The following is a 15,845-nucleotide window of genomic DNA, read 5'->3' as shown; positions in this document are numbered from 1 at the left end:
GCCGTTGTATCTGATCCTACATAAGTGATTATGTACTATAGTTTGGTACACATAGAATAAAAGCCAGATCGAGAGCCAAACGTCTTGAGAGCATTTAGTCTAGTGTTTATCGTTCTGTAGTAGCTCAAATAAATAAGAAACTAGCAAAAATATAAGGGCAAAAAAATGAAAGTAAATAAGAAATTAATTACTGTGTCAGTGCTAGCAGCATTGACGTTAAACGCCGGAGCGTTGTCGGCGGCAGACTACGACTTAGTGATTGAAAATGGTCGGGTCATGGATCCTGAAACCATGCTGGATGCGGTGCTTAATGTCGGAATAAAAGACGGTCAAATTATTACAATTTCTGCCGATCAATTAGAAGGTAGTAAGGTTATTGACGCATCAGGTCAGGTTGTTGCTCCGGGGTTTATTGATACACACTTTCATTCTCTTGACGGTCTGTCAATTAAACTGGCAGCTCTTGATGGTGTGACCACGGGGATGGACCTAGAAGTAGGGGCAACTCGCGTAGCTGAATGGTATGAAAATAAGAAAGATGCTTGGCCTTTGAACTATGGCACTGGAATCAGTCAAGAAGCTGCCAGGCTTGAGATTCTGGACCCTGAAGTGAAAATTGACCGAGCGTATGACGCGCCTGATATTTTGAGTAAATTACGTACAGAAGCTGCCAAAGATGGGGTCAGTGGATGGTCTGATACCAAGGCTGATGAAGAACAAATGAACCAAATTCTGACTATTTTGGATCAGGGCTTTCAAGATGGTGCTATTAATCTAGCATCGACAACCGCATACATGCGAAACGGTCTTACATCATTTGAAATGTATGAATCGCAAAAGGTGGCGGCAAATTGGGGGCGATTCACCGCATCTCATACTCGTTTTCATGGCAATCCAGTAAACCCAGAAGGACAACTGGGGTTTGATGAAGTCTTTGCAAATGCTGTAGCACTCAAAGCAGGGCTATTAATGCTTCACAACAATGAATTTGGTTGGTGGGAAGTTGAGGAGAAACTTAAATCTGCTCGTGAGCAAGGCATGAACATGTGGTCAGAATACTACCCTTACGACGCTGCATCAACTGCTATTGGTTCGTCATTCTTAATACCAGAAAGTGTTGAGGGGCTATTTGGTTATAAGTACGAGGACATCTTATATGACCCAGAGTCTGACAAATTCTTAGACAAAGAAGCGTATCTAGAATTGGCAGCAAAGGATCCAGGACACCTTGTCGTAATTTTCAGTCCACCACGTAAAGAGTGGTTGAAGTATTTCTTGCAGATCCCTCACATGACAGTCGCAGCTGACTCTATTTATTCGGGGCTAGGTGTTGATTCTTGGGATGCGGACTACACGGAATATAAAGGTCACCCACGTACAGCGGGTACGCGCGGTCGAGTATTCGCAATGGCGCGTGAAGAGGGTGTTCCACTTATGTTTACCTTAGCGCAGATGACTTACTGGCCAGCGAAACATTTAGGTGATGAGGGCTTAGAGTCCATGCAGAAACGTGGGCGTATGCAAGAAGGTATGGTGGCTGATATCACCATTTTTGATCCAGAAACTGTTCAAGACAACTCAACCTATAAAGCGGGTGAACAAGGTAAGCCAACATCTGGTATTTCTTATGTGATTGTTAATGGTCAAAAAGTGGTCGATGATGGCGAGTTCAAGAAAGTATGGGCAGGTCAACCTATTCGTTATACACCAGAAGATAAGGGACGTTTCAAGGGTATTGATAAAGCGAGCTGGTTGAAAAATATTACGATTCCAACGTTCTCCGCAACCCAATCTGGAGCAGATGGTAACCCGACGTTTAAAAACAAGTAGGAGTATGTGATGAGAATTGCCGCTACTGTACTACTTTGCGCAATCTCGTTTGGAGGCGTAAGTCACGCCTCTTCACTTGATGATTTAGCGAACCAAGTTACGGTCCTAGATACGTATCAACCGCTTGCTGAACCCAACATAAATAGTCAGCCAGTGAAAAAGAGCAAGCTTTCAACATACGCTTATGACGTTGGCTTGGATGTGTCTAAGTTAACGCAAGGACAAGTATCAGAAATAGAATCTAGCTTTAAAGGAAAGCCGTCTTGGGCGTTTTGCGACGACCATCGAGAGGTAGAGATTGTCATGAATGGAAGTAGTTTATGGGAGAGAACAAAGGTTATGAAACTGCAACGTTATAGTGATATATCAATAGTTCACTAGAGATTACGTCATTGCTATTATGTGAACTGATTTATATTCTAATTGTTATCAAATCTACAAAATCCTCCTCTGGAAGGATAGATGTCGCTGTTAAAATTTAACCAGTTTGGGGCGAAAAGAGTGAACAGTGTCTAGGGCGTGTTGATCTTTGCTGTACATTTCGTGTTCAACAATACATCGGCAACCACATTAACATGAATGCCAGTGATAACATGCTGGCATAATTCCTTTCTAGCTTGTTATATCTACTTGAAATAGCTAGACAATGCTTAATTCTCGCAAAGGCATTTTCGACCAAGTGACGATATTTGTGATGCCGAAGTGCTCCCCAACCTACTTAAGCAGGCACATCGTAAAATCATTAAAGTATCAGGAGATGGCCCTTATGACACTAGAAACTGTCATGATGCCATACGAGTTAAGCGAACTGTTCCGCTCACTCCGCCATGAGAAGGCGCTGAACAAGCTTACTGGACTTAGTATGCCTGAAACTCAGTATACTGTTTAAGAGCTGTTTAATTTCGGGTCGCTAGGTTTTTTGTCCGAATTACGGAACAAAGCCTATAGACATATCTAATGTCACTGCTGCTCTGATCTATTCTAATTTTCAGAGATAGTAACGCTAAGAGTTCTAATTGTGAGGTACAGCACTGCGTTGATCTGAATCAGCAACTTTGAACTTTCGGGTTGTTCAGCTAACTGCCATTTGATCTTAGCGACTTCAACCGCTAGATCTTGTTCTTCGCATTTTTACGCCACCCATAGATTTGAGACTGATGGAGCGACAATTACCTTGCTCAGCCACTTTCTACCCCCATTGTTTACCATGGTAAATCGCCACTTGAATAATTTTGTCTGATCAGATCCTACGTAATGTGTTGGTTTATTTCTGTGTTCAACCGTACTATTGTTAATAAGACACAGGTCACGAGAGAAACCTTGTAAGAAAAAGTATCTATAGTTTAGTCACCTAGTTGACTCAATGGCAAAGACATAGGCTAGAATACTTAGCTAGAAGAGTTTCTCATCTGTACTTTCAATCTTTTATTTGGAATATGATTATGTATAAACCCACTAGACTGTCTACTTCAATTCTTGCTGCACTTTCACTAACGATATCTGCCAATGTATTCGCTGCCGATCGTATGATTATCACAGGGAAAGGCCACCTTATCGGTGCACCAGTACCCGCGGAAGCCATTGTTGAAACTAATGGTGAACAGATGAAAATTTCCGACGAAATATTAGCAATGCAAGACCAATTGTCTAAATATCGTCGCACCTTACATCGTATACCAGAGGTTGGCTTCGAAACCCCTCAATCTCATGCATACTTAATGAAGACTTTACAAGACATGGGGCTCAATCCACAAGCGGTCGGTGATACGTTAGGTGTTATGGTAGACATCAAAGGTGAAGACGAATCATTCACTATTGGTGTACGAGGTGATTTCGACGGCTTACCCATTTTAGAAGTTGATGATGGCCGCAGTTATCGTTCTATAATTGAAGGCCAAGCACATGCTTGTGGCCACGACGCACACTCTGCAATCGTTTTAGGTATCGCCCAAATGTATGCCAACAATGTCGTGAAGCCTAAAACCAATATGCGTTTAATTTTTCAACCTGCAGAGGAAATAGGTCAAGGAGCACAAGCGCTCATTGATGCAGGAGTACTAGAAGGCGTAGACACCATTATTGGCTTGCACTCTGATCCAACGAGAGAGTGGGGCCGTGTTGGTCTGACTCCGTTGAATTGGAGCGCCTTTGCGACTGGATTTACGATTGAAGTTGAAGGCAAAGCGGCCCATGCAGGTATGGCCGTTGAAGAAGGAAAAGATGCGGTTCTTGCTGGTGCTTACGTGACCAGCCAGCTTCAATCTATTGTGTCTCGTGATATTGCTGCAGCTGATGCTGGTGTGGTATCTGTGTCTACGTTCACAGCCGGAACTGTTGCTAACCAAATTGCCGACAAAGCAGTGTTATCGGGAACGACTCGTGCTGCAACGAAAGAGGACCATGAGTTGATCAAAAAGCGTATGCAAGAGATTGTAAATGGTGCTGAAATCGCAATGGACATGCCCATTGAATTGAATTTCGTCGTAGAGGCGCCAGGAACCGTTAACAACGAAAATATCTTTAATATGGCAGTTGATGCTGGTAAGCGCGTGCTTGGAGAAGAAAACGTCGATGTTTACATGCGCCCTGGTATGGGGGGAGAGGATTTCGCTGCATACACCCAGATAGTGCCGGCATTTTATTATTCGCTGGGAATCGCGAATAAAGAAAAGGGAATTACTGCAGGCTTACACACGCCTGAGTTTGATATTGATGAGAGAGCATTGCCAGCGGGAGTGGCGTTGCAACTTGAGCTTATTGATTCGATTGCTGAATATCATCTAAATGGCAATAAGCTTTAATTTAAACTTTCATTAGAGTATTACATTATGAAAAAATCATCACTAATCATGAACGGTTTATTGGCAGCAATTTGCGCTTTCTCTAGCTCCACGTGGGCCCACGGAGATCATATATTTTTCAGCTCACCGACTGAAATGGAAAGCGTTAAAGACGGCGTCAATTTTAAATTACTAGCTCCGCACAGTGACATCCCAGAGATTCACCTGAGTGTTAAACCAAAGGGTGCGGATGCTGCAATTAATGAAGTTTTTATTGCTTTGGATAAGGAAGAAAAATCATACTCAACCAATATGGATACCAGCGGCTGGGAAGCTGGCACATATTGCGCAGAAGTGACTCAGCTAGGTGTCGTTCACGCGCATGAAACTAATGTCTGTTTTGTAGTTCAATAAGGTTTATCCATATTCAACTGAAAGTTCCAGTGTTCTTTATGTCGCTGGAATTTTTAGTTTGATAATCACATTGTTCATAGGTTGTTTGCACCAAATTGCCATGAAAAATGCAACTACCACTAGAGCTATTTAAGGGAGGACTTTATCGTCCTACCCGCGAGCAGCGTTATTGTTGGTTTATTTCATGAGCCGATAAACACGATTTTTGCCACGCATCAAATCCACTTCTCTGTCATTCTAAGAATTTGATCCGCACCAGAAGTTTTGGACACTGAGTTAAGTGAGTACAATCACTAACGAGGTGAACCATGACAACTAAAAAAACACGAATCAAACATGCTCCTGAATTCAAAGCCGAAGCGCTTAAGTTAGCAGACAAAGTCGGTGTCGCTGCTGCCGCACAACAACTATCGTTACATGAATCTCAAATCTATGGATGGCGTAAAGCCGTCAAAAAAGACGCGAAAATCAGCGATAGAGATAGAGATAGAGAAAGAGAACTCGCCACTGAAAATGCCAAACGGCTTTGTTGCGTAATTCAATGGAACTAAATCCAGAACCTACGATCTAATCTGCTACGTCCACTATCTCTCGTAGCCTCATGCCTAAACCACGTTACAAAACAACCAACTGGAAGCAATACAACCAATCACTTATTAACCGTGGCTCTTTGACTTTTTGGATTGATGAAGAGGCGATAAGCGGGTGGGCGCAAAGCAAACAGAATAAGAGCGGGAGGCCGCGTCGGTTCAGTGATTTAGCTATCACGACAGCACTAATGGTGAAACGAGTTTTTTCTATGTCGCTGAGAGCGCTGCAAGGATTTATCGACTCTACCGTTAAGTTGTCCGCATTACACCTGCATCAGCCGTAGAGCCAAGCAAGTTGAGGTCTCATTTAAGACTAAAACGAGAGGAGTGATACAGCACCTAGCCATTGATGCAACTGGCCTTAAGGTTTATGGCGAAGGTGAATGGAAAGTCAAAAAACACGGGACGGATGGTAGGCGCAGAGTCTGGCGAAAGCTGCATGTTGCCGTCGATACAAGCACTCATGAAATTATTGCAGCCGAGCTAAGTTTATCGACGGTTACGGACGGGGAAGTACTCCCGAACTTACCGAAACAAACACGCCGCAGTATCTTTGAGGTCCCTGGTGATGGGGCTTACGACACGAGAGCGTGTCACGCTGCTATTAAGATTAAGGGAGCTATTGCGCTTAATTCCCCCAAGAGAGGGGGCAGCGTGGTCACCCTCGCCGTGGGTTGTCAGAAGTTATACGGCTCGAATAAGTATTGGAAAAAGCGGTATGGATACCATAAACGTTCATTATCAGAAACAGCGATGTATCGAGTTAAACAGTTGCTAGGAGGACGGTTAAGCTTAAGAAATTACAATGCACAAGTGGGTGAAACTTACGCGATGATAAAAGCGTTGAATAAGCTCACTAGGCAGGTATGCCTGAAACTTGTCGTATTGACTAAAAAACATGCAAAACGGGCAGCTCTGTCTCTAAACTGAATTACGCAACAAAGCCAATACGAACCTATAATGACGCGAGAAGATATGCGCCAAGCGCTTTTTGAATATATCGAAGTTGATTATAATCGAACAAGAAGGCACAGTGCTCTTGGGTATGTAAGCTCAGTTAACTTTGAAAAACAATATGTCGCTTAATGCGGTGTCCAGTCTGACTGGAGCAGATCAATCCACTTCGTAAGTTATTTGTTTCGCCTGTCTTTATTTGTCCGCTTATTCTTTATACTCACTGAGGCTTTCAGCTGTTAATAAGTACCCAGTTGTTGCTAAGTCGGTGTCGAGAGTTTTGGTCGTCAGTTCGCCTGTTACGTAAACGACATCCCATAGTTTAGTCACCGGAGCACCTTCTTCAAACTTAACATAAATTATTTGATTAGCGGGCGGCGGTGGCACGTGTATGCAGGCTCCAAAGAAAGGAACCAACAAGAACTCAGTGACACTCGACTCTGTGCCTTCAAGGGGAATAACGAATCCAGCAATGGTGACCTCGTTACCATCTAAATCCTGACGAACTGATCCAATGGCACTCTGTTTAGCCTGCGGTCCATTGTGGTTGATTTGGGCATCGTATCCCGATAGATATGCAGAGCGCTCCTGCTCAGGAATAAGATCGATCCACTCAAGTGTTTGACCAGCATTTGCAAGCGAAACATTTAATATCGCAGCGATCAAAATGGACATGTGTGACAAAAATTTGGAAATCATAGAGATATGCCTTTTAAACTCATTCAGATGATAGCGGCCCCCTAGTCTTTGGGGCCGCTTTTCTAGTGACGCTTCTTTTTAGAATAGAAATTGAGCCTTCAATCCAAATACGACATCGGTCTTATCTTTTATCAGTGCGTTTGCCAAATCACCTGATTGTATGGCGTCGACGTTAATCGCGGTGTGGTTCATAACTTGAACACTAGGTGACAACTGAAGCCAAGGCGTGACTTTAGCGCGATAATATAGCTCTGCGGTGTATTGATCGTCGAAATCGATATCACCAAATGTGCTTGCCATTGGACTTGCCCAGTTAAATGCGAGCCCTATCATATCTTCTGAACGACTAGCTGGAATATAACCAAAGCCAGCGCTAACTGATGCGTCATACATGGCACCACCATCTTGCGCCCAACCTGCTCGAACAAACGGAAGCCATTGATTGTTTACAAGGCCGGAGACTGAAACACTGACACCGTGCCCCTCTTTATCATTGTCAACCGCATCGCGCTGCCAAAAAGATATGTGAGCGTTATCGATGAACAGCATCTCTTTCGATGGTGTATAACCAACCTCTAAACTTTTCCATGTCGCGCCAGTGTCAAAGAAGTCTTTAACACCTTGGCTGAGATCAGAGGCGTTCCCCTTCGCATCAAGAATACTCGCTGAAGCGTATACATTGTCAGTCATAAAACCACCAAGCATCACCCCTAGAGCACCATCAGGAAGGCCACCAATCGTACCGTTACCTGTGGTAAAAACACCGTTATTGAAGTCGTTCCATGGACTGGCTAGAGCATAAAAATCGGTATAGTCAGTCATATCCAAAAATCCGGCATAGGCCACCATTCGCTCATCAAGCATAGATTGACGCCAAAATAGGTGTGTCGTTCTAAAACCTTGATCACCGTATAAAGAGTGTGCGAAACCAAGATAGCCTAAATCCTTTAAACCATAATCTTTTGGCGATGAGTCGGTATATTTGTGTCGGTGTTCAAACTTGAACACGATACCGCCCGTTGACCCTGAATCGGTATGTACCATATCCCATTGACCATATACTCTAAGCGCCCCTGAAGCTGCTGAAGAATCCCCTAGCGCATCCGTTGCTGTTAATCCAAGCATATTGTAATCAACGCCCAATTGGAGTCCGTACTCTTCCTGCCAATGAGCTTTGGTTGCGTTCCAAGAGTCAAAGTGAGATTGTTCAACAGGTGTATCTCTCATCACTGTAAGATCTTCAAACTCATTGGTGTTATCTGCAGCAAATACGGTTGTAGAGATTACCATCACTGACATTAGTATTGTCGCGGTTGCAGATAGGCTAAAAGTGGGTTTCATTGTGACCTCGATGAATGATTATTTCTTAAAATCAACGTGACGCATTTCACTTTCAATGCGGATATAAAATTTGAGTATAGCTCAAAATGGAGACGGGTTATGGACAACAGAACCATAACCAATTATCTATGTTGCTTGCTTAGAAGAAAGACTTGTACATAAACCACGCAACGGTGTCATCAACGTCGAGTGTCATTGATTCTGACTCCATTGTTCCGTAAGTATTCTCAATACGGAATTCTCCCCAATGAGTTTTTGCAGTGTTCATTGGTGTACCAATGCGTAAAGAGGTTTTTAGAGTGCTGGTTTCGATATCGCCCCCAGTATAAGTGTATTCAGGGCTTACCATTACGTAGGTGCCATCGCTACCCGTCTTAACTGTAAAGTAACCCGCAGCCATACCACCCACGGTTGCGTTGTCACTCACACCGAATTGACGCGTCATTGCATCACTGTATTCTCCGCCTAAAACACCACCTCTTAGATACATAGAAAACTGTTCGACGGGTGTAATCGCTACAACAGCACCTAGCGCAGCAGTCGTCATTGAAGCGTTATCGATAAGGTCGAGAGATGCTGCGACTTTTGGTACTGTCGGGTCATCAAAGTTGAATACATGGAAGTATTGAGCGCGAGCATCTGAATACTTTCCTTCTTTATCCATGTTGCCTTCTAGAGCGACCATGCCTTGTTGAGTGTCGTTAACGGAAAATGCATACGTTAGCGCTCCCTTTACATCGCCGTTATTGGTTGCGCCGACAGTGAAAGAGGTCGTCGCTCTTGCAATATCTGAAGGGTCGTGATCTTCTTCAGCCATCACTAAAGTGCTAGAAAGAATGAGTGCGGCAAGAGCCGTTAGTGCAAATTTTTTATTCAGTGTCATTTTAGTTTCCAAAGTGGGTAATCAGTTGATGCGATAATGGTACAAAGAATTACTCTGACCCCTAACTCACGTTTGTAGGGTTAAACTGGACAAAAAAAATCTCGTATATAGTATTGAGAAGTGAATAAGCAATATGATCAATGTGCTGTTGTACATTTTTTCTTGATTACAAAAAAATTACTTAATGCAGCTGTGGTAGCGTATTAGAAAAATGAATGGAGATATGATGAATTTTAGTCTTGAACAGCTGGCCACTTTTGTCGCTGTATACGAACAAAAGTCTTTAAGCAAAGCCGCAGTCAAACTGAACAAACATCGCAGTACGATAGGTCAGGTCGTGACTAATCTAGAAGATACTTTGCAAGTGAATTTGTTTGTTAAAGTCGGCCGTTCGGTGGAGCCAACTGAAGAAGCTACATCGTTGTATCGATATGCAAAGCAAGCAGTAGAGCAATTAAAAACGTTCGATAAGCTTGCGATGAGTCTCTCTTCTGGCGATTTAGAATCAATTAACATAGGGTATTGTAGCTTCGTCCCACAAATTGCTATTGCTGATATTAGAATGCAGTTAGCTAAAAATTGTCCGAATCTCAGAGTTAATTTATTTGTCTGTGGGAAAGATAAAATCAAACAAGGAATTGAATCGGGTGATTTGCATTTTGGGATAGTGAACGTTTATGACAGTACAGCGATTAATAGCTTTCACTCAACATATTTAGAAACACTATCCCTTATTCCGTTTGGGGCAAGAAACAGTGAGCTTTCACGCACCCCTCCTGAGGAGATGCTTGTTAAGCTAAAAAGCACGAAGCAATTGGTATTGCAATCTCTGATTGAAGAGGGGATGTCCGATAAAGTCATACTTTCACCAAACTATGAAGCAATAGACCAACATTCTGTCGTTATACGACTGGTAGAGCTTGGTCACGGTTGGGCCTTACTTCCTAGATCAGTTATAAAATCAGAATACGTTAACCAAAATTTAATTCAGTTAGAAGTTACCGAGTGGAAAAAAAGTTTAGAGGTCCCAATCTCACTTTGGAGTCCACATTCAAGCCAACTGGAAAAAATCAGAGAATCGATTCTCAGTGCATTGCAAGAGTATATTGATTACGTGCTAGAAGAGCTAGATAGTTGAACGTAAAAGTCACGTTTGTGCAGGACTAAACTCATTCAAATAAATAGCGTTTGAGGCCTGTAAGGTACGACACTCTTGATGCACGACGACGACAAAGTTCGTCTATATTTGCTAAACAGTGAGGCACTCTTTCTCATTTAAAAAACGTGGACGTGAATTATCTATTCAACTTTGAATACCTCAAACTCATGGGTAGGCTCAACAAACTCATATTGCGCATCAATAATTTGAAGCTCACTCTTACCTTGTTCATTTGTGACTTCTAGTACACCGTATGCAGCATTGAGGGCATGGCGAAAAGACTCTAATGGCAATGTGTTTCGGACTAATCCTGCAGTAAAAAGAGCAGAAAATAAGTTTCCAATGCCAGACACTTTTTCATCAAAATTGATCTTAGGTAAACTCGCAAAAAATGAGGCATAACGTGTTGCTAAAAGTAGGGTATAGGTGTCGGCTTCTAAACCGTCAATACTCTTTACTATGACCGTTTTTGCCCCTGTTTTGAGTACCTTTTCACACGCAGTGACGGCTTCTCCAACAGATTCAACATTTAGCTTTGTCAACTCACTCAGTTCACGTTCGTTCAGTACTACCGCATCGGACATTGGAATCAGTTGCTGTTTAATAATATCGAGAACATTACTTGATACTCCAAGCGAGTATTGACTTAATAAAAATTCTGGCTCGTATATGAATAGAGCTTCCGGATTACATTCTTTTACGAGCTTCACTGCGTCACCAATTGCTTGATATTGACGTTCGTTCCCTTGATATCCCGCCAGAACTGCACCACAATCGGCTAACTTTCCTGCGCTGTTAAGTTCTTGAATACGTGAGTGAATTTCTTTCGCGCCACAACTTTTATGTAATATGCTATTCATGTACTCTTTGGTGGTTGCGATTTGTGCGGAATGAATAGGCCAAACCTCCATTCCCATTTTTTGCATAGGAAAGACAGCTGAACTATTGGCTACATGCCCACTCACAAAGTGAGACTGAATCGATATAATACTTTTCATAATCTGTTCTCAAAACTTAGGCTGATACCAAATAGTGTTAATGAATATAAACACTACAATATTCAGGAATTTAATAATTCTTAAATACCATTTGTAGGATCGTATCATTTGTTAAAATATTTCTACTTGTATATAAGAATTGAACGGTAAATAGACAAAAAAGCCACTTGATAGATCAGGTGGCGGAGTGGACTAAACTCGAATTGTGGTGTTTAATCAAAGACTTTATTTGTCTAATTGATTCTTATATACAACACCGTCTTTCATGATCAGATCTAGGTTTGTACTGGGAAGAGCTAAGATAGATATATCTTCAAGTGGATTTCCGTCCACAAGCAACAAGTCAGCATAAGCGCCTTCTTGAATTACACCTAGCTTTCCTTCTTTATAAGGGTGGCGCTCGCCCGATAATTCAAATAGCTCTGCATTTTGTGATGTTGCTTGCTTTAAGATTTCATAAGGCGTGAAATACTTGCTGCGCGCGATAAATTCACGGTTTTGCATACGGTGAAGAGTCAGCGATCCTAAAATATCGGTACCAAACGTCATTTTTAACCCCATTTTTTTTGCACGCTCATACCCATTTTGGGCCCCTTGTTGTGCTTTTAGGTATTTAGGGATTGAATCACCTTTCATTCCTGCTTTCTCTGGGGAGAGGCTAAAGGCTAAAAATTGAGTTGAGAACCAGACATCATTCTTTTTCATCAATTTCATGGTTTCTTCAGATGCAAATAATCCGTGCTCGATACTTTTCACACCGGCTTTGATTGCATTTTGTATGCCTTCATCACTGTAGGCATGAATAGCAGCGTAAGTACCCCATTTGTCGGCTTCGGTCACAATAGCTTTGAGTTCTTCATAAGTATATTCAGTCACATCCAATGGATCATGAGCGCCTGTGATACTGCCACTACCAAAGATTTTTAAATGAGTTGCGCCTGAGCGAAACACATCTCGTGATGCTTTTTGTACTTCAGGTACGCCATCAGCAATTATTGTCCATCCTCTAATGTAGGCTTTGTCGATTTGGCCTGTAAAGTGAGGTGACATGTAAAACATACGCTGATCATAATCGCCATGGCCTGATGTTTGTGAAATAAACGCTCCAGCGGGTAAAATTCTAGGCCCAGGAACGATGTTTTCGTCGATAGCTTTTTTCAAGCCGAAAGCTGGGCCACCATTGTCACGAATGGTAGTGAAACCACGTTGCAGCATTTCGCCTGCGTTAACACCAGCAAGGGTTCCAGACCAACCTTCGGGTGCGCCATAGATGAGTGTTTCGATATCATCGGTCCACATTATATGAGTATGTGCATCAGACAGACCTGGTATCATCGTTCTACCATTGCCATCAATGACCTTAGCACCTTCATGAATGATATCATCTGTTGAGATTGTTTGAATTAGATTGTCTACGATCAACACATTTGCGTCTTCCGTAAGTTCTTCATTGACGCCGTCAAAGACATCGACATTAGTGATTAATACAGAATCAGCTAGTGCCCCAAATGAAAGACAGCTGCCAATCAGTGCGCTTAGTATGGTGAGATTATTCATTTTCATTTACCTAAGGTTGGTTAATTTTGTAAAATTTGCTGTTAGCTCTTTGTTGAAAGTATTAACTCATATTCTATGTTCCAATAACAAGCTATGTGCAATGGCTCGTCCTATTTGATCCAACCTACGGTAGGAGGGATAGCTTGCAATGATTTGTATGCGACTCAATTGGTTTGGAGGCCAATATGTTGACACCTTGTAAGCGTAGTAGTTTTGGCGACGATTGGTAAAGAATTGAACCCTTAAGTAGGTTTTGCCCAAATCGTCATAGGCTGAATTCTTATCTGTGGCACTTTCTATCTCAAAAATGCTGGGTGGACGACACTTGTCACCAAGTGTCACCACCCTAAGAACCGTACGTGCAACATCTACACTCATTACCCGACGACGCATTCAGTATGATCCTCGCAACGAAAAAAGTATGCTATTTAGCTCAACGACCGAACATCAAATTTGATGAGCAACCGGTTGGTGTTGGCGACCTTATTTCGGGCCTATTTACTGCGAGATTAATGAAAAAATGTCTCCGGTGGTTGCACTCCGTCACGCAAACAACGCCGTCTACGGTGTATTGGAGCTGACTAAGAGCTATGGCACTTGGGAACTACAAACGATTAATGCTCAATATGAATTTGTTGAGCCTACCCACGATTTCAACGTAGTTAAAATAGGCTAGAGCGTTTAACTCCAACAGTGTTTAAGGCGAAGGCAACAGGGCGAAAATCGGTGGATAGCGTCCTACAAACGAGATTACGAGTTAAGCCCGGTTCTAGCTATATTACGACCACAAAGAGATGGACTTCACTTTATCCTATTTATTAACTGCTCTGCTTTTTCATTTTATTAAACAGAGTCTCTGAATCACGTTAGAGAAAATTAAATGAGCCTAAATATGAACCGTCTAATCTCTTCGGGTCTTACCGTTGCTTTGTCATTCCTAGTAGTGGCTTGTAGTTCACCTCACACACTGGATGTACGCGTAAACAAAGACAATTACAAAGACGTCATTGTAGAAGATGCATCATCAGTAGAAGAGCCACTGCGTATTTGGGCGAGTGAGGCGCCAGACTTCTTATACTCTGCAGACGATCAAACCACGCCGATTACCGTATCAGGCGATCAACTGAACATCTTGGCATTGTCAGGAGGTGGCGCAAACGGAGCTTTTGGTGCGGGTATCTTAATAGGGCTTGAAGAATCAGGCCAACTGAAGGACTACTCGATAGTGACTGGCATCAGCGCAGGAGCATTAATGGCACCGTTTGTGTTTATCGGGGGAGATGCGTTTTCGAAGATGAAAGAAGTAATGTTGAACATCAATGATAAATCAGTGCTTGGAAAAAAGAACTTTTTAAACACTGTCTTTAAAGATGCGTTTACCGATGGAGAACATTTGTACCAGTTTATTGCTGAGGCTTTCCCTGAACCGATGATTGAGCAAATTGCAACGCAACATCGCAGCGGCAAACGTCTGTTTATTGGCACCACACATTTTGATTCTGGCGAGCTTGTCATTTGGAATGTGGGCGCAATAGCAAACAGTGAAATGCCAAATAAGTCTGAACTCATTTATAAGGTCTTGGCGGCAAGCGCTTCCATTCCCGGAGTATTCCCACCGCAGTTTATCAATGTGGAACATGAAGGTGTAATTTTTGAAGAGTTACACGTCGATGGTGGCTTAGCGACTCAAGTGTTCTTCAATCCATCTAACTTTGATTATCAACAGATCTCAGATTTACTTGGGTTAAAGGCGCCACCACAACTCGATGTTATTCGAAATGGTTCGCTGAAAGCACCGTATCACTCGCTCAGAGATAAGGGACTCGATTTGGTAACAAAGAGTGTATCAAGCCTGACTCTTGCTCAGACACGTGGTGACCTATATCGAATGAAATACATCAGTGAAATCAATAACATAGAAATGAAATTCACTTATATGGAACACGACTTTGGATATGCGAAACGCACCAAAGACATGTTTGATGAACATTACTTATTAACCATATACGAATATGGTTATCACAAAGCAACTCAGGGTGAACCTTGGGTAACCGAATTACCTTAATTAGGGATATTGTAAAATGAATAAAACAGCATTAACGCTACTTATCATGGCAACGTCTAGCGCTGCAGTGGCACAAAATGGGATCTCAATGGATCAACAGAAAGTCGATAATGACATGCTACAACTGGTCGACGTTCAACAACAAGCGGCGTTAGTCATGGTTGAAGAAAATTCAGATTATGTGGCGATTGATTACATTGGTCTGTGGGTTGAAGTGAACAATTACGTTACACACGAAGAAGCCAAGCAACGCCAACTTCAAAAAAACACCAAAAAATACATTTACTCGCAAACGGGTGAAACTCTAGAGTCTATTGAGCAGCGTATTGCTGAACATATTCAAACGGATCAACCTAGATATTTCAGTGTCGATGTTTACCGCAATTACCACGGTGATTCAGGCGACTTTAACTACTTAGCACGAGTTATCGAATACATTTAAGTTATTCGTTACACATCAATGATAGAACCTACTGACTTGAGTAGGTTTTTTGTATAAACCAGACGAATTCATTTCACTATTATTCTAACAAAGTAGATATTACGTCAATCTGTGATAATTTAAATACATAACG

Annotated in this window: 12 protein-coding genes and 6 pseudogenes; 12 read left to right on the top strand and 6 right to left on the bottom strand. The window is 42.3% G+C overall.

Features of this window, described 5'->3' with window-relative positions:
• The first annotated feature begins 165 nt into the window (after positions 1-165).
• Together AC3CHU_RS23300 and AC3CHU_RS23295 are read left to right on the top strand one after the other, a co-directional pair.
• Entirely contained in the window at positions 166-1,830 is a 1,665-nt protein-coding gene (locus AC3CHU_RS23300; RefSeq protein ID WP_488525795.1) for an amidohydrolase family protein, read from the top strand.
• A gap of 9 nt (positions 1,831-1,839) precedes the next feature.
• Positions 1,840-2,211: a hypothetical protein gene (locus AC3CHU_RS23295; RefSeq protein WP_488525794.1), complete on the top strand. Its 372-nt coding sequence runs from the start codon at positions 1,840-1,842 to the stop codon at positions 2,209-2,211.
• A 166-nt stretch (positions 2,212-2,377) separates the two neighbouring features.
• Here the strand turns inward: AC3CHU_RS23295 and AC3CHU_RS23290 are convergent.
• Positions 2,378-2,524, bottom strand: a pseudogene (locus AC3CHU_RS23290) (IS5/IS1182 family transposase); the annotation flags it as partial.
• Between AC3CHU_RS23290 and AC3CHU_RS23285 the strand changes: the two are divergent.
• The 6 genes and pseudogenes from AC3CHU_RS23285 to AC3CHU_RS23260 form a co-directional block, all read left to right on the top strand.
• A pseudogene (locus AC3CHU_RS23285) lies at positions 2,515-2,658 on the top strand (IS5/IS1182 family transposase); the annotation flags it as partial. The pseudogenes AC3CHU_RS23290 and AC3CHU_RS23285 sit on opposite strands and share 10 nt — an antisense overlap.
• Positions 2,659-3,272: 614 nt before the next feature.
• Positions 3,273-4,631 (top strand): M20 metallopeptidase family protein, encoded by a 1,359-nt coding sequence (locus AC3CHU_RS23280; RefSeq protein ID WP_488525793.1) that lies wholly within the window; start codon positions 3,273-3,275, stop codon positions 4,629-4,631.
• Between the two features lie 27 nt (positions 4,632-4,658).
• The gene (locus tag AC3CHU_RS23275; RefSeq protein WP_488525792.1) at positions 4,659-5,024 is read left to right on the top strand and encodes a hypothetical protein; all 366 of its coding nucleotides are present in this window, start codon (positions 4,659-4,661) and stop codon (positions 5,022-5,024) included.
• Positions 5,025-5,332: 308 nt separating this feature from the next.
• A pseudogene (locus AC3CHU_RS23270) lies at positions 5,333-5,545 on the top strand (transposase); the annotation flags it as partial.
• Positions 5,546-5,625: 80 nt separating this feature from the next.
• Positions 5,626-6,544, top strand: a pseudogene (locus tag AC3CHU_RS23265) (IS5 family transposase).
• Positions 6,545-6,559: 15 nt separating this feature from the next.
• Positions 6,560-6,700: pseudogene (locus AC3CHU_RS23260) on the top strand (IS3 family transposase); the annotation flags it as partial.
• A 75-nt stretch (positions 6,701-6,775) separates the two neighbouring features.
• Here AC3CHU_RS23260 and AC3CHU_RS23255 read toward each other — a convergent pair.
• The 3 genes from AC3CHU_RS23255 to AC3CHU_RS23245 form a co-directional block, all read right to left on the bottom strand.
• Complete coding sequence (locus tag AC3CHU_RS23255; protein ID WP_488525791.1) at positions 6,776-7,267, bottom strand: DUF3299 domain-containing protein; 492 nt, start codon at positions 7,265-7,267, stop codon at positions 6,776-6,778.
• A 78-nt stretch (positions 7,268-7,345) separates the two neighbouring features.
• Positions 7,346-8,608, bottom strand: coding sequence for a carbohydrate porin (locus tag AC3CHU_RS23250; protein WP_488525790.1), 1,263 nt, complete (start codon positions 8,606-8,608; stop codon positions 7,346-7,348).
• Positions 8,609-8,747: 139 nt separating this feature from the next.
• A complete protein-coding gene (locus AC3CHU_RS23245; protein WP_488525789.1) occupies positions 8,748-9,491 on the bottom strand; it encodes a hypothetical protein in 744 nt (247 codons plus the stop codon).
• 226 nt (positions 9,492-9,717) lie between these two features.
• Between AC3CHU_RS23245 and AC3CHU_RS23240 the strand changes: the two genes are divergently transcribed.
• On the top strand, positions 9,718-10,629 hold the full coding sequence (locus tag AC3CHU_RS23240; RefSeq protein ID WP_488526329.1) for a LysR family transcriptional regulator: 912 nt from the start codon (positions 9,718-9,720) through the stop codon (positions 10,627-10,629).
• Between the two features lie 161 nt (positions 10,630-10,790).
• Here the strand turns inward: AC3CHU_RS23240 and pdxY are convergent, their stop codons facing one another.
• Together pdxY and AC3CHU_RS23230 are read right to left on the bottom strand one after the other, a co-directional pair.
• Positions 10,791-11,648 (bottom strand): pyridoxal kinase, encoded by an 858-nt coding sequence (gene pdxY / locus AC3CHU_RS23235; protein WP_488525788.1) that lies wholly within the window; start codon positions 11,646-11,648, stop codon positions 10,791-10,793.
• A gap of 225 nt (positions 11,649-11,873) precedes the next feature.
• The gene (locus AC3CHU_RS23230; protein WP_488525787.1) at positions 11,874-13,205 is read right to left on the bottom strand and encodes a metal-dependent hydrolase family protein; all 1,332 of its coding nucleotides are present in this window, start codon (positions 13,203-13,205) and stop codon (positions 11,874-11,876) included.
• Between the two features lie 359 nt (positions 13,206-13,564).
• Here AC3CHU_RS23230 and AC3CHU_RS23225 point away from each other — a divergent pair.
• The 3 genes and pseudogenes from AC3CHU_RS23225 to AC3CHU_RS23215 form a co-directional block, all read left to right on the top strand.
• Positions 13,565-13,881: pseudogene (locus AC3CHU_RS23225) on the top strand (carbohydrate kinase family protein); the annotation flags it as partial.
• Between the two features lie 216 nt (positions 13,882-14,097).
• A complete protein-coding gene (locus AC3CHU_RS23220) occupies positions 14,098-15,270 on the top strand; it encodes a patatin-like phospholipase family protein (RefSeq protein WP_488526328.1) in 1,173 nt (390 codons plus the stop codon).
• A gap of 16 nt (positions 15,271-15,286) precedes the next feature.
• A complete protein-coding gene (locus AC3CHU_RS23215) occupies positions 15,287-15,712 on the top strand; it encodes a hypothetical protein (RefSeq protein ID WP_488525786.1) in 426 nt (141 codons plus the stop codon).
• Positions 15,713-15,845: the final 133 nt, after the last annotated feature.

The organism is Vibrio sp. QJM3NY_39 (genome assembly GCF_057785895.1).
Note: the sequence above shows the minus strand (reverse complement) of the source record. Positions and strands in the feature narration are given on the sequence as shown.

Coding starts and splice junctions, on each gene's coding strand:
- AC3CHU_RS23250 (WP_488525790.1), bottom strand. CDS start 8,608: ATGAAACCCACTTTTAGCCTATCTGCAACCGCGACAATACTAATGTCA.
- pdxY (WP_488525788.1), bottom strand. CDS start 11,648: ATGAAAAGTATTATATCGATTCAGTCTCACTTTGTGAGTGGGCATGTA.
- AC3CHU_RS23295 (WP_488525794.1), top strand. CDS start 1,840: ATGAGAATTGCCGCTACTGTACTACTTTGCGCAATCTCGTTTGGAGGC.
- AC3CHU_RS23300 (WP_488525795.1), top strand. CDS start 166: ATGAAAGTAAATAAGAAATTAATTACTGTGTCAGTGCTAGCAGCATTG.
- AC3CHU_RS23220 (WP_488526328.1), top strand. CDS start 14,098: ATGAACCGTCTAATCTCTTCGGGTCTTACCGTTGCTTTGTCATTCCTA.
- AC3CHU_RS23240 (WP_488526329.1), top strand. CDS start 9,718: ATGAATTTTAGTCTTGAACAGCTGGCCACTTTTGTCGCTGTATACGAA.
- AC3CHU_RS23280 (WP_488525793.1), top strand. CDS start 3,273: ATGTATAAACCCACTAGACTGTCTACTTCAATTCTTGCTGCACTTTCA.
- AC3CHU_RS23275 (WP_488525792.1), top strand. CDS start 4,659: ATGAAAAAATCATCACTAATCATGAACGGTTTATTGGCAGCAATTTGC.
- AC3CHU_RS23230 (WP_488525787.1), bottom strand. CDS start 13,205: ATGAATAATCTCACCATACTAAGCGCACTGATTGGCAGCTGTCTTTCA.
- AC3CHU_RS23245 (WP_488525789.1), bottom strand. CDS start 9,491: ATGACACTGAATAAAAAATTTGCACTAACGGCTCTTGCCGCACTCATT.
- AC3CHU_RS23255 (WP_488525791.1), bottom strand. CDS start 7,267: ATGATTTCCAAATTTTTGTCACACATGTCCATTTTGATCGCTGCGATA.
- AC3CHU_RS23215 (WP_488525786.1), top strand. CDS start 15,287: ATGAATAAAACAGCATTAACGCTACTTATCATGGCAACGTCTAGCGCT.